Origin of the sequence: Alexandriicola marinus, assembly GCF_004000435.1 — a bacterium.
Lineage (GTDB): Bacteria > Pseudomonadota > Alphaproteobacteria > Rhodobacterales > Rhodobacteraceae > Alexandriicola > Alexandriicola marinus.
In genome coordinates this window covers 1-22,882 of the sequence record NZ_RBVZ01000020.1, presented here as the reverse complement: position 1 = coordinate 22,882, position 22,882 = coordinate 1, and the positions used below count along the sequence as shown (strand labels likewise).

The 22,882-nt window shown below is 52.4% G+C and carries 26 protein-coding genes; 19 read left to right on the top strand and 7 right to left on the bottom strand.

The features are described from left to right. Nucleotides 1-200 precede the first annotated feature (200 nt). From EP376_RS21250 to EP376_RS21240, 3 genes are all read right to left on the bottom strand, one after another. On the bottom strand, nt 201-677 hold the full coding sequence (locus EP376_RS21250) for a type II toxin-antitoxin system death-on-curing family toxin (protein WP_238928942.1): 477 nt from the start codon (nt 675-677) through the stop codon (nt 201-203). 14 nt (nt 678-691) lie between these two features. Continuing rightward, nucleotides 692-928 (bottom strand): type II toxin-antitoxin system prevent-host-death family antitoxin, encoded by a 237-nt coding sequence (locus tag EP376_RS21245; RefSeq protein WP_127657524.1) that lies wholly within the window; start codon nt 926-928, stop codon nt 692-694. Between the two features lie 89 nt (nt 929-1,017). Then, entirely contained in the window at nt 1,018-1,284 is a 267-nt protein-coding gene (locus EP376_RS21240; RefSeq protein WP_127657523.1) for a hypothetical protein, read from the bottom strand. Nucleotides 1,285-1,775: 491 nt separating this feature from the next. Here EP376_RS21240 and mobQ point away from each other — a divergent pair, with 491 nt between their 5' ends. Beyond that, nucleotides 1,776-3,218, top strand: coding sequence for a MobQ family relaxase (gene mobQ / locus EP376_RS21235; protein WP_127657522.1), 1,443 nt, complete (start codon nt 1,776-1,778; stop codon nt 3,216-3,218). Nucleotides 3,219-3,310: 92 nt separating this feature from the next. Here the strand turns inward: mobQ and EP376_RS21230 are convergent, their stop codons facing one another. The 3 genes from EP376_RS21230 to EP376_RS21220 all read right to left on the bottom strand — a co-directional run bounded on the left by EP376_RS21230 (nt 3,311) and on the right by EP376_RS21220 (nt 5,384). Beyond that, a complete protein-coding gene (locus tag EP376_RS21230) occupies nt 3,311-3,559 on the bottom strand; it encodes a hypothetical protein (protein ID WP_127657521.1) in 249 nt (82 codons plus the stop codon). After that, a complete protein-coding gene (locus EP376_RS21225; protein ID WP_127657520.1) occupies nt 3,559-4,212 on the bottom strand; it encodes a ParA family protein in 654 nt (217 codons plus the stop codon). The genes EP376_RS21230 and EP376_RS21225 overlap by 1 nt, the downstream gene beginning before the upstream one ends. A gap of 122 nt (nt 4,213-4,334) precedes the next feature. Then, nucleotides 4,335-5,384, bottom strand: a complete 1,050-nt coding sequence (locus tag EP376_RS21220; protein WP_127657519.1) for a replication initiator protein A — start codon at nt 5,382-5,384, stop codon at nt 4,335-4,337. A gap of 773 nt (nt 5,385-6,157) precedes the next feature. Between EP376_RS21220 and EP376_RS21215 the strand changes: the two genes are divergently transcribed. The 7 genes from EP376_RS21215 (at nt 6,158) to EP376_RS21185 (ending at nt 13,634) form a co-directional block, all read left to right on the top strand. Further along, nucleotides 6,158-6,442: a type II toxin-antitoxin system RelE/ParE family toxin gene (locus tag EP376_RS21215; RefSeq protein WP_127657518.1), complete on the top strand. Its 285-nt coding sequence runs from the start codon at nt 6,158-6,160 to the stop codon at nt 6,440-6,442. Between the two features lie 17 nt (nt 6,443-6,459). Beyond that, complete coding sequence (locus EP376_RS21210) at nt 6,460-6,783, top strand: HigA family addiction module antitoxin (protein WP_127657517.1); 324 nt, start codon at nt 6,460-6,462, stop codon at nt 6,781-6,783. 154 nt (nt 6,784-6,937) lie between these two features. Next, on the top strand, nt 6,938-8,575 hold the full coding sequence (locus EP376_RS21205; RefSeq protein ID WP_127657516.1) for a site-specific DNA-methyltransferase: 1,638 nt from the start codon (nt 6,938-6,940) through the stop codon (nt 8,573-8,575). Beyond that, nucleotides 8,572-11,229: a DEAD/DEAH box helicase gene (locus EP376_RS21200; protein WP_127657515.1), complete on the top strand. Its 2,658-nt coding sequence runs from the start codon at nt 8,572-8,574 to the stop codon at nt 11,227-11,229. The genes EP376_RS21205 and EP376_RS21200 overlap by 4 nt, the downstream gene beginning before the upstream one ends. A gap of 102 nt (nt 11,230-11,331) precedes the next feature. Beyond that, nucleotides 11,332-11,877 (top strand): recombinase family protein, encoded by a 546-nt coding sequence (locus tag EP376_RS21195; protein WP_164745026.1) that lies wholly within the window; start codon nt 11,332-11,334, stop codon nt 11,875-11,877. 272 nt (nt 11,878-12,149) lie between these two features. Beyond that, entirely contained in the window at nt 12,150-13,055 is a 906-nt protein-coding gene (locus EP376_RS21190) for an ArdC family protein (protein ID WP_127657514.1), read from the top strand. 135 nt (nt 13,056-13,190) lie between these two features. Then, complete coding sequence (locus EP376_RS21185; RefSeq protein WP_127657513.1) at nt 13,191-13,634, top strand: hypothetical protein; 444 nt, start codon at nt 13,191-13,193, stop codon at nt 13,632-13,634. Between the two features lie 3 nt (nt 13,635-13,637). On the opposite strand, the gene EP376_RS21180 is transcribed toward EP376_RS21185, so the two are convergent. After that, entirely contained in the window at nt 13,638-14,480 is an 843-nt protein-coding gene (locus EP376_RS21180) for a hypothetical protein (RefSeq protein WP_127657512.1), read from the bottom strand. 435 nt (nt 14,481-14,915) lie between these two features. On the opposite strand from EP376_RS21180, the gene EP376_RS21175 reads away from it, so the two are divergent. From EP376_RS21175 to EP376_RS21130, 11 genes are all read left to right on the top strand, one after another. Continuing rightward, a complete protein-coding gene (locus EP376_RS21175) occupies nt 14,916-15,245 on the top strand; it encodes a type II toxin-antitoxin system RelE/ParE family toxin (RefSeq protein WP_127657511.1) in 330 nt (109 codons plus the stop codon). A gap of 1 nt (nt 15,246) precedes the next feature. Continuing rightward, nucleotides 15,247-15,579 (top strand): transcriptional regulator, encoded by a 333-nt coding sequence (locus EP376_RS21170; protein ID WP_127657510.1) that lies wholly within the window; start codon nt 15,247-15,249, stop codon nt 15,577-15,579. 23 nt (nt 15,580-15,602) lie between these two features. After that, entirely contained in the window at nt 15,603-17,015 is a 1,413-nt protein-coding gene (locus EP376_RS21165; protein ID WP_127657509.1) for a hypothetical protein, read from the top strand. Next, nucleotides 17,016-17,726, top strand: a complete 711-nt coding sequence (locus tag EP376_RS21160; RefSeq protein WP_127657508.1) for a helix-turn-helix domain-containing protein — start codon at nt 17,016-17,018, stop codon at nt 17,724-17,726. Nucleotides 17,727-17,872: 146 nt separating this feature from the next. Then, on the top strand, nt 17,873-19,597 hold the full coding sequence (locus EP376_RS21155; RefSeq protein ID WP_127657507.1) for a type IV secretory system conjugative DNA transfer family protein: 1,725 nt from the start codon (nt 17,873-17,875) through the stop codon (nt 19,595-19,597). After that, a complete protein-coding gene (locus EP376_RS21150) occupies nt 19,594-20,445 on the top strand; it encodes a ThiF family adenylyltransferase (protein ID WP_127657506.1) in 852 nt (283 codons plus the stop codon). The genes EP376_RS21155 and EP376_RS21150 overlap by 4 nt, the downstream gene beginning before the upstream one ends. Nucleotides 20,446-20,504: 59 nt before the next feature. After that, nucleotides 20,505-20,663 carry a hypothetical protein gene (locus tag EP376_RS23095; RefSeq protein WP_164745025.1) on the top strand — a complete coding sequence of 53 codons (159 nt, stop codon included), beginning with the start codon at nt 20,505-20,507 and terminating at the stop codon, nt 20,661-20,663. A gap of 146 nt (nt 20,664-20,809) precedes the next feature. Next, the gene (locus EP376_RS21145) at nt 20,810-21,445 is read left to right on the top strand and encodes a hypothetical protein (protein ID WP_127657505.1); all 636 of its coding nucleotides are present in this window, start codon (nt 20,810-20,812) and stop codon (nt 21,443-21,445) included. A 13-nt stretch (nt 21,446-21,458) separates the two neighbouring features. Next, nucleotides 21,459-22,166 (top strand): hypothetical protein, encoded by a 708-nt coding sequence (locus tag EP376_RS21140; protein ID WP_127657504.1) that lies wholly within the window; start codon nt 21,459-21,461, stop codon nt 22,164-22,166. Continuing rightward, nucleotides 22,163-22,480, top strand: a complete 318-nt coding sequence (locus tag EP376_RS21135) for a hypothetical protein (protein WP_127657503.1) — start codon at nt 22,163-22,165, stop codon at nt 22,478-22,480. The genes EP376_RS21140 and EP376_RS21135 overlap by 4 nt, the downstream gene beginning before the upstream one ends. Beyond that, a complete protein-coding gene (locus EP376_RS21130; protein ID WP_127657502.1) occupies nt 22,480-22,857 on the top strand; it encodes a hypothetical protein in 378 nt (125 codons plus the stop codon). Before EP376_RS21135 ends, EP376_RS21130 begins: the two co-directional genes overlap by 1 nt. The last annotated feature ends 25 nt before the right edge of the window (nt 22,858-22,882 follow it).

Below are 22,882 nucleotides of genomic sequence, written 5' to 3'. Positions count from 1 at the left end.
TCCCGTTAAGAGCCGTGACACGGTTCTGGTTCAAAGACGCGCAGCGGGACCGGAGCCACGCACAAGAAGGTGTGCCCTCGAGCATGGCGAGGACCCACTCTTTGAACCGGGTTCTGGCATGGATCAGGGATAAGCAGCGGAACGGTCCGGAGAGCGGTTTTGGATACTGCTTTTGGGTGAGCTGAAGCGTAGCAACCTGTTCAGACATCCCTGTCTTTACTGTGCCCTGGTCGTGGCGATTGTCGTTCCTTATCGCGTCGAGCCTGGGCCTTTGCTTTGAGTGCGCCGAGCTGGTTTTGCTCTTGTGAAATCTCCCGGCAATGAGATGCAAGGTATTGGCCCATATCTTCGCGAGAGATGTGCCCCTGGCCGAGTTTTTCCATGGCTTCAGCATGTTCATGGCCTCTGGCCTGGACCAGAAGATAACCGTTGTCTTTCAAGAACTGATAGGCGGTCTGAAATGCCGTTCGTTTGTTGCCATCGACAAAGGGATGGTTGCGGGAGATTGCCTCAGCATAGCCAGCGGCGAGCCGAAAGATATCCGTCTCGCCGTAAGAATATTGGTTCTTGGGCCTGCCAAGAGCTGAATCGAGCAGCGCAGGGTCACGCAGACCGTGAGAGCCACCGCCGACTTCAATCACCCCGTGATGCAAATACTCAACGTCCTGGCGCGACATCCACCGTGGTTCGCTCACCGTTTGGCAAGTTCCATGATGGTTGCAGCATGATAATCAATGCCTGCACTGAGTTCACGCTTGCGGTCGTCTGATAGGCCGCCAGGGGAACCGGTCAGGCGGCGATACTCATCCGCAGATAAAAGCACCAAGCGGTCGCGGTCGTGGCTGGTGATGATCACAGGCTCGTTCATCGCGGCATCGCTGAAGATACCAATGTTATTTCTGAATTCTGTTGCTGTTACGCGGGCCATGGGACACCTCCTTTCAAATACCTAGTATAGCACAAAAATGTACATTTTGTACATTTTATTTTGAAGGGCGAAAGGACCGGCTTAGGGTGTCACTTCTTATTCGGCGGTAGCCCCAGGAACTCGCGGTCAGCATCACGGGTCACACGGTTTTTGAGGATCGTCCACAGGAGATCGGCAAACTGCGCGTCATGCTGTGCGTGCGCTTCGACAACGGACCCGATGATGGCGATGCGCCTATTCCTGATCTTGCGATCCTTTGAACGGAGCCTGGCTTTGATAGCCTTCTCTCGTTCGGCGAGCTGTTTACGAGCTTGCTCTAGCTCTTGTAGCCTTTGTTCGTCTGTCTTGCGTGCCATAGGTCCCCTTTCCTTGATATTATGACAAACTCTGTGGCAAAATACAAATATGGCAGCCGTTGAAGTGGACAGTTTTAAGTTTCGGATATTCGCGAAGTGCGCACTTATGCAAACTTGGCCTTTGGCCACCCTACGGGCTTCGAGTTTGCGTGCGCCGGGTTCCGCCCCGGTGGCGGGCAACAATCGCGCGACTTCGCTGCTTGTTGTTGCGTCAGCTTTTGGTGGCCATCGAGGCCAGGCCAAAGCTGATATGCGTATCCCCGCAAACCACTCGCAGGACTTGGAGAGTGCCCTCTCCACCTGCACCGAACCATGGCTTCAAGGGTCTATCGCCACCCTTGAAAATCAGCTCGTGGGGTTTCTCCCCCACACGAAGCCAAACCGTCGCCCGGTTCGATGCGCAGACCGTTTCCCCGGTCTATCAGGACAATCTGCCGTCCGATTGATCACCGCGAAGGAGCGTCCTTCGATACGATGCGCGGGAGGCGTTCATGGCGCAGTATAGGCTTAGCGTGCAGATGATTGGGCGGAGTAGTGGCCGGTCAGCCATGGCCGCAGCGGCCTATCGTGCTGGTCAACGCATTGCGGATCGCGAGACCGGGCTTGTTCATGACTACACCGCCAAGCGTGGCGTGCTGCACACTGAAATCCTGACTCCCGACAACACGCCCGACTGGATGAAAGACCGCACTGAGCTTTGGAATGCTGTCCACAAAGCCGAGACGCGTAAGAACTCCCAACTTGCCCGCGAGATTCAGCTGAGCTTGCCGCATGAGCTGACACAGGAGCAGCAGGTCAATCTGGTCCGGCGGTTTGTCGAAGAGCAGTGTGTGGCGCGCGGCATGATCGCAGATTTCGCGCTGCACGCCCCCTCCCCTGCCCCCGGCGCAGATGAGCGGAATGTTCATGCCCATGTCATGTGCACGACGCGCGAATTCGTCGGCGACGGTTGGGCGAAGCGCAAGAATCGCGATTGGCACCAAACAGAAATGATCGAGCAGTGGCGCGAAGCTTGGGCAGAGCATCAGAACCGCGCTCTTGAGCGGATAGGATCGTCTCAGCGTGTCGATCACCGCAGTTTGGAAGATCAAGGCATCATGCGTGAACCTCAAGTCCACATGGGGCCAATTGCGACCGAGATCGAGCGTGATGGCCGGTCGTCTCACAGAGGCAATGAGAACCGTGCGATTGAAGCCCGCAATGGGCTTCTCAACGACATCACGCAGGCCGGGAACGTGCTAGATGCCAAGATCGCCTTTGAGAAGCGCAAGTTCGCAGCCTGGAAGGATGCCAAACGCGGGCAGCTTCAGGTCGATCAAGAAGAGCGAAACAGAAGGCTAGAGGACAAGCTTGCCAAAGATATGGCGGCGTTTGAAGCGTCTCTGGACGCCGAAATTGGTCAGACAAAGCGCGGTATATCCCGTGAACATGAGCAGGTTGCGTCCCGCCTGGAAGTCCGAGGCTGGCGGAAGTTCATTCGAGATATCACCCTCACCACGCGCAAGGACAAGAAGCAGCTGGAACAACTCGAATATGAGAGAGACCGCCTTCAGGCGGAAGAAGATCGCAAGCGCCAGGCGCAAGATCGCAGTCAGCAGGCCAAGCGTACTGTCCGGGCGACCGAAGAAATGAAGAAGTCCCGGTTGCTCGAAAAATCGCTTCAGGAGGCTGAGAAACGCCGTGAGGCGGAAGGATGGTCTATGAAAGCCGGAAAGGGCGTTAAGGCTTCCAAAAAGGCGCACAAGCCCCCTGCCCCTTCCTCAACCGCGCAGCAAGAACAGCGAGAGCCTGTTGATCTGGAAAGGAAGCGTTCCGACCCAGGCGCTATGGACTTGAATGCGCTCAAGCGTAGAGCGCAGGACCGGCGTTCTACGCAGAAACGGGATCGAGCGCGTGATCAGGGTAAGGCCAAGGATGATGACCTTGATCTATAGGCGCTACTTGTCTTGTTCCTGCCTTTTGCGAGCGTTACCACAGGATTGAAGATAGAGTTGAAGCATGAATGCACTCTTGCATGCAATGATGCTTACATGTTTTGCGCCTTGTAGGCTTTCCACATCTTTAGGAAAAGCTGCTTCTTGGCCCCGTGGCTAAAGCCGAACTCGCGTCCGGCCCGTTCCGAGAACTCTTCGAAGGTGCTTTGCGGGATGCGTACCTGTAGCGGCCGCAGCGGCTCTTTCGCATCCCGTGTGTCAGCTGCGATCACATCGGGGGCTTCATCGGCTGGAGGTGGTGCGCCCTTACCGCTTTTGAGCTTGGTAATATTCGTGCTCATTATGCCACCTGCCTTTCTTGCAGCTCGACCATCATGTCGATTACACTTTGCGCCAGCTTCGAGGCACGATCATTTAACGTGCGAAACGAAGTTTCGGTGATGGCTTTACCAATGTCTGAGGCCGAGCCATATGCCGTTGAGACCGAAACTTCGCCATCCAGGACGGCATAACCCGCTTGTTCGAGATACTGGCGCGCGGCAGTGTTCTCGCGCTCGCTTCCCGTTGTCTTGAATATCGCAAAGGCGATCTTCTCGGTTGCGATTCCCTTCTTGCGTAAGCTGTGCGCCAGAACAACACCAGGATGCAGATCATCGACCGTTTGCCCTGTCGGGATCACGACGAGATCGGACGCCTTGGCGATCTCATAGGTTTGCTCTGAGGCGTTTGGTTTGCCGTCGATAATCAGCGCGTCAAAGCGCGGCGCATCCTCAAGCGCGGTTTTTACCGAAGCAAAACTTTGCACCTGGATTTCAGGCGTCACGCCGTTCTCGGCGCGCCGTCCCGCCCAATGGGTGCAAGTCTGTTGCTGCGTATCGAGGTCTGCAATCTTGGTGGACAAGCCACCGGCGACGAACTCTCGCGCCATCATGCGGGCTAGGGTGGATTTCCCGACGCCGCCTTTTTGGGACACCATCCCGATCTTGTAGGTCATTGATATTGCTCCGATCTGCCAAATCCTTGTTTTGCATCATGCTAACACGCTTTAGTGAATCGCGCCAAGCATGATAGCATTTTTTCCACAAAAGCGCTTTGCATGCATTCATGCGAAGCGCCTTAACGCTTGTAAGCGCCTCGTTTTTTGCAGAAAGCGAGGAAGTGCTTGTCGGGGTCTTTGACCGCGATCCCCTTTTCCAGCACCCATGAGCGCCATTCTTGCTCAAGGTGGTGCATGTCCCATCCAGGCGCGAGGCGGCGCGCCTCTTCATGCGTGTCAGAATCGAGACGCAAGGATGACAGCGGTAAGGGCAGGGCCGCTTGCAGTGTTTCCTTCTTTGGCCGCACTATTACCACGTCTTCTTCGAGGGAGAAGGTGTAATCTGGCATGTGATCATGCTGCGCATCATCGGTGATGATCTTGCCAAGCAAGCGACGGAACTCCTTCACCGTCGAGCCAGAGCCGCACTTGTCACGCAGAAGCTCAAGGCCAACCTTCCAGAGCTTTTGCGCGCCGCAATGTTTGCGCGCGATCTCGTAGAGGCGGCGCTCAAGGGGCTTGCGCAGGAAGAAATACTGCCTGTTGAGCGTCAGAACATTGTTGTTCTGGATTGCGTCGAAGACCCAATCGGACAGCGTGATCTCGACATCGAGCATGCGCCCGTCACGGGTTTCTTTCACGATCTCGGCCGCATCGATCAGGCTAAAGACCTTGAAGTATTCCTTGCCGCCTTGGCGCAGGTTGGTTTCGATCTGTGTGCCTTGAAGGCGGCGTAACGCATCCTTCAAGAGTTCATAGCCTCGGCCAGACGTTTGCCGGTTGGTGGCAACCAGAAGGTCGTAAGCCTTAAACCGCATCGAGCGGCTGACCTGGCGGTTTTCGTTCAGCGCTGCCATGCACTGGCTGATGCAGTAGATCAAAACATCCCGGTCATGCACCGTCGCCAACCCGTAGCGCGAAGGGGAAACCTCAATGAAGTTCTCGCCCCGCACATATTTCCGAGGGGTCATGTCTGGCTTGGTCGAAAGCGTGAAAACCGGGTGTTCCATCGAGGCCATGTCCCCTTTGGGCACCGCGTCCACGATGTCGCAAACGAAGAGGTCTCGCTGCGGATGCCGGTCTGGCAGAAGTGGCGAACGGGCGGGAAGGGCAGCGTTGTCATTCGTCATTTCACACACCTTTCTCCTAAGTTAGATTCGTCACTTCACACACTGTGCTTGAGTGTCGTCACATCACACACCGCCAGTCAAGTTTCGTCACTTCACACACCAGCCTTACCCTGTGGATAACTCTGGTTTTCTTTCGTCACTTCACACACCATCTTTCGTCACTTCACACACCGATTTCGTGAAATGAAGCTGATTACCTTATTTTTTTCAGTAGCTTACCCGATTCGTAAAAACGTGTAACTCTTCTCTAACTCTTATTTAACTCTCTCACAGCGCTCCGCGCTTGCATGGAATCGGCCTAACGGCCGATAAGTTATTTGCGCCCCTTCACTCCTTCGGAACGAACCCGCGCCCCCCACCACGAAAGATCGCTTCAGGACTCACCAAAAGCAGATGTGCTTGTCGAAGAGGCCCTCCTTGCTTTGATTGAAGCCCTAAGACCATCAAGAACCCTGCTTCAAGGGGTGGGTGCTCACCATGCTCGCAAGCAAGCTTGCTGCGCGTGGCTCCGCGCCCGCGCAAGCGCGCCCTTGAACCAGGAACCTTGCTGTTCTTTTATCGGGCTCAAGCAAGGGACGGCTCCGAAAGCAGATCAGCAACTCTTTACGCCGAGGCTCCAATGCAAAGCGTCTTGCATGCAATCATGCTTTCAGCGGACGGCGCTTCGACCCCCACGGGGTGTAAGGTAGATACAGGGGGGAATGCTTAGAAAAAATTAGGCGAGCTGTGACGCTTGACGTAACACGTCAAATCCGTTATCTTGGTAGATAACGATGATCCAGGGTTACAGAGACAAAAAGACCGAGCAGTTTGCGAACGGTGAGATAGTGAAAACCTTCCAAGGCTTTGCCGATCAGGCAGAGCGGCGGCTCGCTATTCTCAACGCGGCAACGTCTCTCGATGATCTTCGCATGATGCGCAGCAATAGGCTTGAGGCGCTTCGAGGCGACAGGACAGGGCAATACTCCATCCGCATCAATCAGCAATGGCGTATCTGCTTTACCTGGCCAGATACCGACCCAGGGCCGTCAGACGTGGAAATCGTGGACTACCACTAACAGAAAGGAGGAAAGCCATGTTCAAACGTGCAGTACATCCCGGAGTGATACTCAAGGACGAGCTCGAAGAGCTTGGCATCACGCTTACCGAGTTCGCCCGTCAGATCGACGTGCCCGCCAACCGTGTCTCGCAGATCATTGGCGGCAAGCGCGCGATCACAGGCGACACCGCCTTGCGTTTTGGTCACTGGTTTGGCACCGACGCGCAATTCTGGATCAACCTACAAGCGCAGTTTGATCTGGCCGTCGCTGACCAGGAAACCGGCGCGGCGATCCGCAAGCTGCCGACAAGTGCCAGCTATGCCATACGGCCGCGCGATGATCAGCCTCGCCTGGTCTGATCAAAAGGTCAGGGCGTGCAGCACGCGCATTGCATGCAATGCATGCTGTAAAAGCCTCTGGATTGTTTGGAAAATTTCCTTTCTGGCAATTCTGAGCTGTGCGAAAACAAATAAAGCGCTTCGCGCACAGAAAACTAAGTGAGCAGAGATAAGTATGCCGACATTACGATGGTTAACCCGAGATGACGATGTGCGTGCTGCTGAGAAAGTACCTTACCGTCTTTTGGAGGAGCAGCCTGAGCTCGGGTACGGCGACCTAAAAGCAGGCAATATGCTTATTCAGGGGGATAACTTAGAAGCATTGAAGGCGCTCTTGCCCTATTATGCCGGGCAGGTGAAGTGCATCTACATTGACCCCCCGTATAATACAAAAACAGCGGTATCAGATCACTACGACGATAATTTGGAACATGCCCAGTGGATGGCCATGATGTGGCCACGACTAGAGCTTCTTAGAGAGCTCCTTAGTCCTGATGGCATCATATGGATTCAAATAGATGACAAAGAGGGCGCGTACCTAAGAGTCCTTTGCGATGAGATTTTTGGACGGAAAAATTTTCTGAACGCTATTTGTGTTAAAACGTCCGATCCATCGGGTCACAAAACAGTTAACCCGTCACCATATTCACAGACAGAATATGTATTGATGTATTCAGCTAACCGAGAGCTTTATTCATATGAGCAGAGATACGTAGAGAGCGTATACGATCCAGGATATGGCAAGCTAATCACCAACAGATCATCGCATTTCAGTGAGTGGGTTGTTGTCGGCCTTAATCAGTTTGTCGCAGAAAAACTTGGAAAAAAGGATACTCGCACAGCTCGAAAAGAAATGGGTCGTGTCAACTTTGATCTGCAAGTAGCGCAGTATGCATTGGAGCATGCAGACGCCGTCTTCCAAGCTACTGCAATTAGTAGTGATGCGGGCCGCGAAATTGTGGAAATGCGTGATCGTTCTAAAGCAGAGAAGGACACCGTTTTTCATTTTGAACGCGATGGCTTCGAAGATATCTACTGCTTAAACGGAAGGCAAATTTACTTCTATAGCAATAAGTTAAAAGAGATCGAAGGCACTCTTGTTCCGGCAAAACCATTGACAAATCTGTGGACGGATATTCCGTGGAATGGGATTGCCGATGAAGGTGGCGTGAAATTTAAGAACGGTAAGAAGCCAGAGCGACTCGTGGAGCGTTGTATCGAGTTGAGTAGTGATGAAGGCGACCTAGTGATGGACTCATTCTTGGGTTCAGGAACTACTGCTGCAGTAGCTCAGAAAATGCAGCGGCGCTTCATTGGGATTGAAATGGGTGATCATGCGAGGACACTATGTGTCCCGCGTTTGACCAAGGTAACAGACGGTGATCAAACCGGTGTTTCTAAGTCGCAGAACTGGCAAGGTGGGGGGGGATTCCGCTTTTATCGACTTGGGCCGCCAGTCTTTACCGAAAACGGTCAGATCCAGCCTGATATCCTCTTTTCTGTCCTTGCCGCCCATATCTGGTTTGCAGAAGTTGGCCAGCCTTGGAACGAACCCGATCCGCTTTCACCGTTCCTTGGAGCACATGAGGGCAAGGGGTATGCGCTGCTTTACAACGGCATTCTAGGTGACAAGTCAGCTTCGGGTGGGAACGTCCTGACCCGAAAAACGTTGGCGGCAATTCGCGCGGCTCAAGGAGATTTTAGGGGGGCATTGACGGTCTATGGTGAGCGAACGGCTCTCTCAGAGGCTACGCTAAAGACTGAGCAGATCGAATTTAAACAGACTCCATATGACGTGAAGGCGCGGAAATGAAATTAAAAGACTACCAAAAAGCCTCGCTGGCAACGCTGCGACAATTTCTTGAGGAAGCGCGCATTTCTGGCCCCAAGGTTGCCTATGAAGAGATCACAGCAGAGCCCGAATTGGCCGCGCGCTTGCGTGGATACGCTGCGGGCTACAAGCCAATTAGGGCATTGCCTGAGACACCTTACGTTTGCCTGCGCCTACCTACAGGTGGCGGGAAGACGATCCTGGCAGCACATTCGATCACAATCGCAAAAGATGCCTGGGTAGAAAAAGATTTTCCTTTGGTTCTATGGCTGGTGCCAACAAACACAATTCGCATGCAAACTGCCGAAGCGCTTAAGAATCCGCGTCACCCTTATCGGCAAGTTCTAGATGAAGCATTTGAAGGGCGCGTGCGGGTGTTCGACATTGGAGATTTTACGCAAATCACGCCCCATGACTTGCGCTCGAACCTTTGTGTTGTGGTAGGCACGATCCAGACTTTGCGCGTGACCAACACGGATGGTCGCAAGGTTTATGCTCACCATGAAATGTTGGAGCCACATTTTTCGGCTGTTTCACCTGGCGCACCGGGGTTGGAGCGCAATGACGATGGCCCGAACAAGGGGGACATCAGGTTCAGCTTTGCCAACTTGATGCATCTTCACCGGCCGTTGGTCATTATGGATGAAGCGCACAAGGCTGGATCAAGCTTGAGCCAAGAGGTGTATGACCGGATTAACCCGACTGCGTTGGTCGAGTTCACTGCTACGCCTAAGGGGTTCAACAATATCCTTCATTCAGTTTCAGCCCAGGAGCTGAAGGACGAAGAGATGATCAAGATGCCGGTAGTGTTGGATGAAGCAGACACTTGGCAAGGCGCAGTGAACTCAGCGATCTTGAAGCGGGCTGAATTGCAGGAACATGCAGACCTTGATCGAGATGGGTATATCCGTCCTATCGTTCTGTTCCAGGCACAGAAGAAGAACGAAGAAGTGACGGTTGATGTGCTGAAGAAGCACCTCATGGAAAACGAGCACATTGACGAGAGCAAGATAGCGGTAGCGACCGGCGCACAGCGAGAACTAGACGGAATCAATCTGTTCGACCCGAAGTGCACCATTGAGTACGTCATCACGATTGAGGCGTTGAAAGAAGGCTGGGATTGCTCTTTTGCCTACGTGTTTTGTTCCGTTGCAAATATTCGCAGTTCCACAGATGCGGAGCAGCTCTTGGGGCGGGTTCTTCGGATGCCGTATGCCAAGCGCCGCAAATCAGCTGCGTTAAATAAGTCCTATGCCAAGCTAGTGTCACGACGGTTCTCCGAAGCCGCGCAGTCGTTGCGTGATAAGCTGGTCGATATGGGCTTCGAAGAAAGTGAAGCTGAAGCCAATATTGAAGCCGAAAACCCTGAGTTGGGTGATGGCTTGTTTGGGTATCAAGCGCGTCCAAAGCCAACTCTGACGGTCGAGCTTGATGCTGACAAGGAAGAGGTAAAAGGGATCGAGCGGGTCGCTCCTGGGAAAATCACGGTGGCCCCAAACGATGAAGGCAAAGCGTCGATTGAGATCAAAGGGTTCCTAAAGCCAAAGGAAAAAGAACGGCTTTTTGAGCAGACGCCTCAAAGATTCCACCAACAATTTCGTAAGAAAATTCAGGAGTGGGAAGACAAACACGAGCACGAAGTCGCGCCCGCACATCGCGGTGAAACATTTACTGTTCCTCGCTTGATGGCGCAGGTGCAGGATGAATTGGTCTTTGGCGATACCGATGTTTTGATGGAATATCACGATTGGTCTTTGCGCGATCATCCTGCGCGCTTAGAGCCGAAAGAATTTGATATTGTGGAAACGACGAACACCTTTGAAATCGACTTAGACGGAAACCGTCTTTTGATTTCATCCGGCGACAGCTCAGAGCAGCTAACAATGGATGTTGATGTAGATGATTGGACACCGAATGCACTGGTTCAATGGCTAGACCGTAAGGTTCGAGACCCGTGGATCAGCCAAGTAGAGCTAATGTCTTGGCTTAGTGACGTTGTGACTTACCTCAATCGGGATCGCAATATTCCGCTAGCACAGCTGATGCGTTGCAAATTTATCTTGGCGCGTAAGCTAGGTGAAAAAATCAAAGGTTTCCGACAAAAGGAGCGGGAGAAAGTCTATCAAGACAATCTCTTTGGGCCCGCCGCTCGTGTGGAAGTATCGTTTGATCAAGGCATCGAGTTTTTCGACGATATGTATGCGGATGTTCCAAAGTATCGGGGTACAAAGTTTGCTTTCAAGAGGCACTTTATGGGGCCGGATGAGATTCCTGCGTTCGACAATGTTGCCGGTGGTGAGGAAGAGCAATGTGCTCTTGTGATCGATGGTTTACCTGGGTTGAAATATTGGACGCGCAATGTCAGTCGGCATAGGAATTCGTTTTCTTTAGCAACCTCAACCGACAAATTTTATCCAGATTTTGTTGCGGTGATGGATGATGGTCGGCTCTTGGTCGTAGAGTATAAAGGAGGCGACCGCACGGCTGAAGAAAGCCGTGATACACGCGAAAAAGAGCTGATCGGGCAAAAGTGGGCTGAAGCCTCAAATGGCAAAGGGGTGTTTGTTATTGCCACGATAGAAAAACGAGACCCGCTGTCGGTCAGGCGTCAGATATTGGCCGCGTTAGGATCATAGTGGTTGGTAGGTGCGTGCAAAAATCAAGACTTATGCACGCCTTTTTCGATCCAATGAAATCAATCGCTTGGAGCGTGCATAAATCGCGTGCATAATAGTCGTATGAAAATGATCGGCTATGCGCGTGTTTCCACTTCCGGCCAAACCCTCGATGCCCAGCTCGAACAGCTAGGCGCGGCAGGGTGTGATCCTGTGTTCAAGGAAACGATGAGTGGGGCGCGGAGCGACCGGCCGGAGCTGAAGAAAGCCTTGGACGCGCTCTCAGATGGTGATGTGCTGATCGTGACGCGGCTTGATCGGCTGGCGCGGTCAACGCGCGATCTTCTGGATATCGTCCACACCATCGAAACCCAAGGCGCGAAGTTGAAGGCGCTTGCGGATTCATGGGCTGATACCACCACGCCCACCGGCAAGCTCATTCTTACCGTCTTGGGCGGCCTTGCAGAGTTTGAGCGTTCCTTGATTGCCGAGCGTACCGCCGAGGGCCGCGACCGTGCCCGGCGTGCGGGACGGCGGCTTGGCAGACCCCCGAAGCTATCGCAGCATCAGCGCGCAGCGGTTCTTAAAATGCGCCTTGAGGGACAGGACAATGCCGAGATTGCCCGTCTTCTCGGGGTATCCCGTTCCACGGTCTCCCGCATCAAGTGACGTTGCAACACTGATCCCCTGAGATTGGACAATAGGTCCTGCGTGTCATGCAGGGGCATGCTTTTCCTTTTTGCGCCTTTGGCTTTGAGCGCGCCCGTGCGCGGCCTTCTTTATTGGCATCCCTGGCAGAGCCTCCCAGCCCTGGCAACGGCCAGAGGCCGTCTTTTCGCTTTGCCCGCCCCTTCGGGGTGCAAGGGCTGCTTTGCCCTGCCTCTCCGCTCGCCATCAGGCCGCGACGATCGCGGCTTTCAAAGAGGCGAAAGGAAAAGCTCATGGCCCGCAAGTCACAGACATTCGATGTCCATCAGGAAATCACCAACCGCATAGTCGATGCGATCGAAACCGCCGGAGATTTTCGGCTCCCCTGGATCAAGAAAACGGGCGGTAGCTTCGCGCGTCCTGTCAACGTCGCCTCGAAGAACCCCTATAACGGCGTCAATGTCGTGAGCCTGTGGGTGTCTGCCCTGGCTGCTGAGTTTCCCTCTAACGTCTGGGGCACATATCGCCAGTGGCAGGAGAAAGGCTGCCAGGTTCGCAAAGGCGAAAAATCCTCGCTCGTCGTCTTCTACAAAACCTTCGAGGTCGAAGACCTGAATGAGCAGACCGGTGAGGTCGAGGCTGGTGAGCGCATGATTGCCCGCGCAAGCCGCGTCTTCAATGCTGCCCAGGTGGATGGTTTCGAGATCGAGGCCGAGGACCTTCCCGAAGAGCCCGCTTTTGATCCGATTGCGCGCGCCGAGAGGTTTGCCGCTGCCACGGGCGTGAACATCGAAGAGGGCGGCGACCAGGCATGCTTCATCCCGTCCCTGGACATGATCCGAATGCCCGAGCGCCGCCGTTTTACCGGCACCGATAGCACCACGGCCGCTGAGGGCTTCTATTCGACCTTGGCGCACGAGCTGGTGCATTGGTCGGGCGTAGAAAAGCGGCTTGCCCGCGATATGTCAGGCCGTTTCGGCGATGAAGCCTATGCGATTGAAGAGCTTGTGGCTGAGCTAGGCGCAGCGTTCCTTTGCGCGGACCTTGGGATCACAGCTGAGCCGCGTGAAGATCACGCTTGCTACATCAAGAACTGGCTTGCAGTGCTGAAGAACGACAAGAAGGCAATCTTCACCGCCGCTGCTAAGGCATCCCAAGCCGCTTGCTGGCTTTTAGGTTATGATAGGCATGAGGTTTAGACCGTATATCATAGAAATTGACAGGATGTTAAGTCTATGGTAATAGTCAATAAATTCGGCATGAGACCGACATAAAACGGCGACCTCAATAGAGAAGTGTGTATTTTGAAGAATTTTAAAATATGTGAGGTCATCATGGCTTTAAGAAATAACATAATCGCTGGCACAGCCGCGCTCGGAATGGCTTTTGCTTCTGTTGCCCCTGCAATGGCTCAGGATGCAACGCCTGCAACATTTATCGAAACACCCACTTACACGGCTATTTCAGAAGCTCAAAATGATCCGGCTTTTTCAGACGGGGTAGTCTTTCAGACAGATGGTCGCTTTGCTGCTGCCGATAGTGTAGCTGTAGTTTTAAGAGAAGAAGGTTTAAACGCTGCTGTAATTCATGGCGGTTTAGATGATAGCATGATTAGAGTTTATCTCGATGGGCGAACCAACGACAAGCTGTATTTTTCAGAGCAAGATTTCTTAGAAAATTCTGGGACTATCATGCATAGACTTACTCTCTGGAATGCCGGAAAAATAAGAGCCCGTGAAAATGCGGCACTATCAGTACCATCCGTAGACAATGGATAAGGGCTAGAATAAGCCCGCATTCATTAATAGATTGGTTTCCTGCTCAGGGGTTTCTATGCCTTCAACAATCTGATTTTCATAAGATGTAGGATCAAGAGCATCTCCATCCAAAGCATTTACTTGCATTTGCGCAACAGCTTCTTGTCGCTCTAAATTAAGCACTGCTCTGTGTGCATCGTTTAACTGGATTGCAAGATCTGGTCGCGATTGCGGAGATATTGCATCGGATTCATGCGCTAATTCTACGGATAAAGCATGAGCGTTATCAAGATCTTCTAATACTCTATCCAATTCACCCTGCTTGATATTAGCCTGATCCGTTAAATCGTTGCCTGCCGCTCTCTGCGCCCTGATTTGCTCAGTGATCAAAGCTATGATTTGCGCATCCGTTAAATCTTCTGTATCGATACCTGCGCGCCGCAAAGCATCGAGCGCTTTTTCTCTGGTCGCATCCGACATCGCACGATTTTCTGCAATTTCTTCTGTGATATCCTCTAGAATATCTTCCATATCATCAGCAAGATCAAATGCACTCTGAGCTTCTTCTCTAAGCGCTTCAATTTCATCTAATAATTGATCTCTCTGCTGCTCAAGTTTTGCAATTAATTTTCTAAGCTTCGCCGCGCCCAGAATAAATGAATCACGCTCTTTACGCTTTTTTTGCTCATCCTGCTCATAAATCGCCGCTGCCATCGCATTGCTTGCGATAAATGGCGTATCAGGCGTTGCATCATTTAAGGCAACATTACCTTCGGCGCGCGCAATCTGCCCGTTATGGCGATCAATCCTCGCTTCTTCTGTTGTTGGTTTCGCAAGATCTTGTTCTTGCTCTACGAACGCACTCATTTTATAACCTCCCCAGGTCATGTGTATCCTCGATGGTTTTTACATCCATCTTTTATTTACATATTCATTATGAATGCGCTTGGTTAAATAATGTTTAATATTATGTAAAATATAATCTAAGGGGAAATAGGCAAAAAAACACCCCGCTCAAAAACAATTGAGCAGGGTTAAGTTTAATAATGGTTAAATGAACAGGTGTATAGCTGAATAGCAGCAATACAACTAATCTATTCTTATCTTGCCTGCAAATATTTAAGAATATCTTAAGATTAGTTTCTCGCCCAGGTTCCAGAGAATTGTGATGATGCTTATCTTCAGCAGCATTCTTTGGATGGCGCTTCGACCCCCTTTGGGGGTGTAAGGTAGATACAGGGGTAAACATACGCCCTGCGCCAAAACTTGACATATGGTGACATATATGTCACCATATGACTTATAATCGAGCTGGTTGTCTATGAAACTGAGGAGGGGAAATCCCCATTTGAAGACTGGTTCAACAATCTCGACACGGCTGCTGCGCTAAAGGTTCGGACGGTCTTGGCGCGGATCGAAACCGGTAACATGGGCGATGTCAAACCCGTAGGGCAGGGGGGTTCCGAGCGGCGCATCACATTCGGACCAGGATACCGCGTGTATTTTGGCCAAGATGGGCAAAAACTCGTGATCTTGCTATGCGGCGGCACCAAGAAGCGCCAGTCCAAGGACATCGAGCAGGCCAAGGCATTGTGGGACGACTACAAGCGCCGAAAAGAGAAAGGAGACTGACATGCCACTGACAAAGGGCTTTAAGGATACAGTAAAAGCACGCGCGGACCGTGATCCCGAGTTTCGGGTTGGTCTTTTTCGTGAGGCCATCGAAGCGCTTCTGTCCGATGACCTGGAAACGGGTAAGCTACTCTTGCGGGATTATGTGAACGCCACCGTGGGCTTCGAGGCTCTTGCCACTGAGCTTGACAAAGACCCGAAAAGCTTGATGCGCATGTTGAGTGCCAAAGGAAATCCACGCGCGGACAATCTTCTGGCTATGGTCGCGCGGCTTAAGCAGCGCGAAGGCGTGAGCTTCACCGTCGCGCTTAGCTCAGCAGAGATGCGTGTTTAATATCTTAAAAGGATAGTCATTCGATGAATGAGAGCAAGGATGCATATCGCTCTTTTTTTTCAGAGGAGCTGATCTGTAAAGTTGAAAGAGTTCAGTTATCGGCCATAGCAGCTGCAAATATAAAAGAGAATGACTTTTCCGGCGTTATTGACGATTTTTGCTACATTTTACGAGCCATTGCCCAGAGCAACGATCCTTTAGGTGGCGTGCAGGAATTATTGAGCGTGGATTTAATCAATATGCACCGGCTCACGCGATTTCAGCTACCCCATTATATCGTACAGAAAATGCCACTGTTTGACTATGTAAAGTCATCGGTCGGAGGGTTCTTCGACGGCAACATAGAGAAAAGTATCAGAAAAACAAAGTTTGCGACGTTCCATGGTGCAAATATCGAAGCTGCCTTGATACAAGATTCAGATGGACAGGGCTGCGTTATGCTATCAGATCACTTCTACGTTTGGCCTCAGAGATTTATGAAGTTTTTCAGCCCAATATTCTTCGATTCTTTTGTGAAACCTGGTTCCCTATCTATGGAGAGTGCTGGTAATAATTTCAGAAAATATATTTACGACTTTATGTTTGATGAAGCGCTCCCTGGTCGATCAACTATGTACTACGCCGGTAGGCAGCAAGAGCATTTTGATCACCTTTCAACCTATTGTGGTGAAAAGGGTTTTGGAGGCCAGCTTCATGGCATGCTGTTCAATGGTTTGCAGCATTTCATATTTGCTCACGAAGTTGCACATATTGCTTTGCAAAATTTGGAGGGCAAGACAGAAGGTCTTTTTGAGGGGGCGCTCAGCACCTCTAAGAGAAACGCAGAGTTATCTGTGGCCAAAGGTCAGATAGTAGAACTTTCTAGTTTGTATAAACGAGAAATACGTCACCCTCAAATGTCGGAAAAGAGATTTGGCGTGGGGCAATTGGAAGAAGTTCAGGCTGACTACGTTGCTGTGATGAGCCTTTTAAAGCATCTTGAACCTCTGTCCCAAGCAGGCCGGTATCGAGATATGATGCCATATATTGCAGGGGCCTTATCCTTTTTTGCATACTCAGAAAATCGCGAAATTGCGTTTCGAGTGTTTTTGAACGGATCGCACTGGATGAAAGAGCCGATACATTCCCAATATTTTTTGGCTCAAGACCTTCTATTTCGAAGCACACATCCCACACCTCGAAGCCGCATGCAATGTTTGGAGGACCGGGTGATGGTCAGTAGCATTGCGGACGGAGCGAAAGAGGTCTTTGCCCAAGTTAGCGAGTTGATAAGGTCACTAACTGCACACATATTTTCGATAGTATCAGAAAACGAAATTCAGGCTGGCCCTAAGGATGAAAAGTTAAAGCTTCTCAACCAGCATATCTTCCAGTTCGAAGATAAAGGCGTTCGGGGTCTTTCTGGTGGGTTCGATTTTCTTGAAGGGGTATCGTAAATGGCGTCGATGTACTTCTTGCCAGTCAAATCTCGAAAGTGGAGCCTTACAAGGGTTGGGGGGGAGATTCGATCTGCTCAAGGTGAACATGCTGGCCTTGAATCATCTTTGGTTGATGATGCCTATGATATGGATTTTAGTTTGGATGAGCTATTTTCTGATCCAGATATTATTGACTACAAGGCTGGCGTTAAGTGGTGGAATGAAAATCGTGAGCATTTGACTCGTGTAATTATTGAGAAAGCGTCGGATTGTGTTGGGGAGGACGGTTTTGATCTTTCGACCTTAGAAGATACATTGAGAAACGCAATTCGTTCGATTTGGCCGGATGTCCCTACTGATGAGGTTTTGTGGCTTCTTTCCGAAGAAGACAGTGTTCGATCGTTTTTTAAGAAATTTGACGATATCCAAAAAGATATGTATAGTTTCAACCCCTTGCCCAAATTGGCAGAGGGATCAGAGGCGCTTATCAATGATGACCAAATAAAATCCGGAAAGTTATCAAGAGATTTTATGGCTAGTGTTCTTGCGGTAGCTATGGATCGGCAGAACCTAACGGACCGTGAATTAGCTAAACTAGCCAATGTGTCTACTAACACTATTCAACAGATCAAGAATAGCCGTGGGTCTATAGATAAGGCCTTAGCTATTTTGGAGACACTGGGATACCGGTTCGACTGTAGCGTCACGGGGCCTGAAGAACCTAGTTGACTGAAGCGATTTTTCGCTTCAAAGTTCATCCATAACCACTGACAGACGATTCCCTTGGCTGGATATGACCGGCTAAGGCACGGAGAAGTGACGCTTTTCCGTGATCGGTAGAATTGTGCCTGGTGGTCGAAAGGCGAGGATTTGGCGTGGCCCAGGCTGTTTTTGACATCCTTGTACCGGTTTCAAAAATCGTTGTGATGCTTGGTGGTGCGAGCGCTGCTGTTCGCATCACCGTCACAACAGTTCTTCAGAAATTCGGAGCGCATGACCCGATGTGGGATCGGTATTGGCCGCGCGTTCCTTGGCGTCCTGTATGGCGCGGTTGGACCAAGTTCCGGGAGTGGCGGGAAGAGAATTTCCAATCCGGACAGGCCACCGCTGGCAAAGCCGGGGGGCTAACGCAGCTCGCATTGCCTTATCAGGAAGGGCACAGCTTGATTGGGCGCGTGCGCCTGCCCTTCAACTTGCCGTATTACGCATTGGTTGGAGAGGATTCACAGCGGCACAAGCTTTATATCGCGTCACCAGCTTCCGGAAAGTCGCTGATGCTTCAAACGGCTCTGGCGACGATGCCAGATCGTGCGAGCGCATTTGTCATCGATCCGAAGGGCGATCACACGCATGATGTGCTTCTGCCGTTGGCAGAGCGCGGCCATAAGCTCGCGGTTTTGGACCCGCTGCGCATTCTGCCCTTCCCCTCTCATTCCATCAACTTGCTGTCCCAAATTCGGTTGATCAATCAGCGTGTCGGCCAGGACATGACCACGATGCTGTGCAATCGGCTGGCGGACGTTGCCTTTCCATCCGGGCAAGAACGCGATCCATTTTTCACCAATGCGGCGCGGGAACTCTGGTCGCGCGCTATGTGCTTTGTTCTGGTGACAATGCGGCGCGGGACGATGATGGATGTGCGGCGCTTGCTGACTGTGGGGTTCATTGAAGCCGCGCCGGAAGACCCCGATTTGGCGATCCGTATGGTGTGGGAGGCGATGCTCGCTTGCCCGGTTTACGATGGCTACGTATCGTCCATGGGTGCGGAGATGCTGTCACAAGATGAGCGTACCCGTGCAAATATCCTGGCGACGGTACGCACCAAAACCGGATTTTGGGATCACCATCAAGTGCAGGCGATATCGCGGCTCAACAATGTTGATCTCTGCAATTTGAAGAACCCAGACAGCAATCAGATCATCTCTCTGGTTGCCCCGGTTGGTGAGATGCGCACGACGCTCAAGCCCTGGTTCGGTCAGATCACGTCTCTGGCGCTTGCAATCATGGAGCTGATCCCTGGCGACCTGAAGGTGAAGACGCAGTTTGTGCTTGAGGAAGTCCAAGCGCTTGGCGGCGGCACGTTGCAAGGGGTTGGTGAATCCTTTCCTCTACTCCGTGGCTACGGCGCTGCGGTAACGGCGGTCGCGCAGGACATTCCCGGATTGCGCAAAGCATTTCCTCAAGACTGGCAGTCGATGATTGGCAGTTCTCAGCATGTTGTTTTCATGGCGTCCAACGACCCAGAGACAATTCAGTTTGTGTCTGAAAACGCCTTTGGGAACCGCACGGTCAAGAAGAAGAAATGGGGCCTGCCATTCCTCAAGGCTGTCGCTGTGTACCAGCAGCCGGTGATCACACCCGACCAGACACGGCGGTTGCTAGAAGCCAAACGCGGCAATGCCATCGTCATGCGCAATGGCAAGCGCTCCATGATCGTGAAGACCGCCCTTAGCTACAACACCCTCCCGGTGTGGATGCTGAACCCGAACCGGGACCACGGAGAAACGCCGGCCAGAAAATGGACTCGCCGGCTGATGGCCAGGTTTCAGCCTGAGCCGGTGGCGCAACCTATTCAACAAAGCCGGAGGGCAAGGCAATGAACATGAGAGTGGACTTCAAGCGATTTGATGGCTTGCTGGATACGACGATCCTAAGTCGGTCGAGCGTTTCCGCAGCGGGCACGGGTGGCTCTGCGAGCTTGCTCAGGAACCTGGCGCGGCTTGGCATTGGGAAGATCACCCTTGCCGACTTCGACAGCGTTGAGACCCATAATATCGCAACGCAAGGATACGAGCTGGCACAGGTCGGGAAGAACAAGGCCCGTGCGGTTGCTGATGATATCGCGGCCATCAATCCGCAAACAGAAGTCCTGGCGCATGAATGTCCGATTGAAGAGCTGACAGAGGCCGAGCGACAGGCATTCACCAGCAGTGACATTCTGCTTGGTGTGACGGATTCCATTCAGGCCAATGGACTGGTCAACCAATGGGCCATTGAGGCCGGGAAAGATGCGCTTTTCGGCGGCTGCTATGCCGGATGTATCGGGACAGAGATCACCGGCACTTTCCCAGACGTGATCGCGGAAGGGCGCGGGTGTCACCGCTGCTTTACCGATCCGCGTTTTCGCGCGGCGGCTGAAGGCGAACAGGCTCCGCCGTTTTTTCAGCGCCATGTCCTGGTTGCCGAGATGTTGAATGTGCAGCTTGGGTACCTGATCGTCAGCCTCTTGCATCTGCGAGCAGGCAGCGACCTGCCGATCACGAGGCTTGCGCGGCGGTTCCTTCAGCAACCTCTTTTGATGACCCGGATCGATCCGGACTTTTACGCGGCACCGGGCGAGATGTTTTCAGATTTGGCCGAGGGCTACGGGGCATTGGTCTCACGGCATTGGCACCGAGATGTTCCGGCAGATTTTATCTGTCCGGACTGCGGAACTCCCGGAGTGTGAACCTCCATCTATCCGCTGCGACTGGGAGCGCGGCAATCCAAGCAGGAAAGGAAGAGACTATGAGCAACGAAAATTGGACCCCGCAAGGCGACAGCAAATACACGGTTCTTGATGACGAGCCGCAATACATGCCTGCGGTTTCGCAACCGCAGCCACAGCAGCCTGGGCCCGCTCCTTTGGCCGGAGGCATTCCTAAAGGTGGCGTCTTCCACGGCTGATGTGGGGGAGCCTGCTCAGAGCGGTGGAAGCATCGTTCTGAGCGCTCTTTGAGCGAGGTGCGCCACGATGGATATCGGAAAAATCTTATTTTTGATTGTGGGATGTCTAGGTCCTCTCGCGGTTTTTATCGCAGCGCCCGCTTACTATGGCTGGCGTGTTGGGCGGCGGCTTCAGCTGCGACATCGAAATGGGTGATATGGTTGCCTTTTTTCTTTTCTGTTTTGCGGCAGGAATAGCGATTTTCTGGGGAATTTGGCCAACGCTGTATTTCGCTGATCTCTGGAGCCTGCCCCTGGGAATAGTGTTTTTGATATTTCTTGGCGTATCAGGCGCAGTTTTCACAGTGTCATTTCTTTGGTCTTATCATGTGGAGTGGCATCGAGAGACCGTTGCAGAGCTACCAGAGCAAGTTCTATCCACACCAGTTCGCCAGCAAGTTAGTCCCTGCACCGTGGATGGCCTCATTCCGGGGCATGTCGTCGCCGGAAGGCGCGTCAAAGCATATGAAACGCATCAGATTGCTGGGATGAAATTCACCTTTGCGTTTGTTCCGTGGCCAACGGAGAGGTTCCGAATTTATATCTTAAATTCGCCAAGTTACGGCAATCGTAATGCTGGCTACCACCCGACGCATAGGCTGCCCGATAGCGCTTTGAACTGTGAATTCATTTGTATCGACTCTCGAGCATATCCGAATGCTTTTGAAGACGCGCGTTCAATTGCCCTGACATGGGCGATGGCAACGGCTCGATACATCAAAACAGGTGAAACTTTTGGCTGAAAGGAGGCCGCATATGGAAACGATGATATTCACCGAAGGCGCATACAGAGACTACAAGAAAACTGTTGCGCAAAAGCCCGCAGAGACCGGGGGCGTTTTGGTTGGCAAGCCGAGTGACCCATTCAGGATACTGAGATTTGATTTTTGTCCCCCAGACAAAAATCAAGATGGCAGTTATGTGCAGTCTGCGACACGCTTTGGCATCGATGCTGACTACATCAATTGGCGTATCGAGAACGACTGGGGGCCGCAGGGCCTCTATGTCCTGGGCTTCCTGCACTCTCATCCTGGCCGCATGTCTACCCTGTCTGGTGGCAATATGAACGGTGTTGCCGGTGACATTCCGTTGCTCACCGCGTGCCTGGAAGCCCCAGAGATGAAGGCGGCTGGCATTCAGCAGCTTTTGGCTCCGATCACCACCTTTCGAGCAGATGGGTCCGATGAAATCCACGGCTGGATGCTGCGGCGTGGATCACGGGAGCCAGAGAAGATCAACATTGTGGTCGAAGAGGATGTTCGCCCCGCTGTGATCGAAAAATCTCCGCATTCTCAGAACAGCATCGCAGACAGGATTGACGATCTGGTGCTCAGGCGACGCGGGCTTTTGCAAAACCCCGCGCTGACTTTTGGGGACCGGCGCGTTGCACGCCAGCTCTATGCCAAGGCGATGGCTGCGATCCCGTTGGTGCAGAGTGAAGCTATTGAGGGAGAAAGCTCATGACTGACAAACCAGGGCCAGTGGACCGCTTCAGCGATTATCCCGTTGATGTGTCGATCTTCGAGCATCAGGGGGAGCATGGACCCTGGCACAACGCGACAGTCAGCAAAACCTTCAAGCAGGGCGAAGAGTACAAGCGGACGAACAATTTCAACCGCAGCGACTTGCTCAAGCTGAATGCTTTGTTGCCGCAAGCGTTGACCCGTATGCAAGAGCTGGAACAAGGCTACCAGTTGGGTGATCTGAAAGAGCGTGCCCAGGCCCGCCGGGACGGTAATGCTCACAAGTCTGGCCCTTCTCATGGGCATGATCGGTGATGACAAAGGGGCCGAACCATTTCCCGCGTGAGGGTCTGCACCAAACCGTCACCGCGTCTCATCTCAGGGAGCTAGAAAGCCGCCGCCCGGTTCCCGCGCCATCGCTGGAATATACGATAGGCGGGACAGTTGAGCAGGATGTGCATGGCTCCGTGCGGGCGTCTCAGGAAGCGCAGCGTGAATACACGCTTCGGAGAGGGCATAAGCTTCTGCATGGTGCGTCAGATCGGATGAATGCCGGTTTTGCCAGCAACACTCAGCAAGGGTTTCATGCGCCGAGGTTCAACCTGGAAAGCCTGAACACTCGTGCGAAACAGCGGCGCGACCGTGAAGGCTTGGGTCATGCGTTTGGGCGTTCAAAAGGCCAGGATATCTGACTGCTTTTCGGAGCCGCTTTCGCTG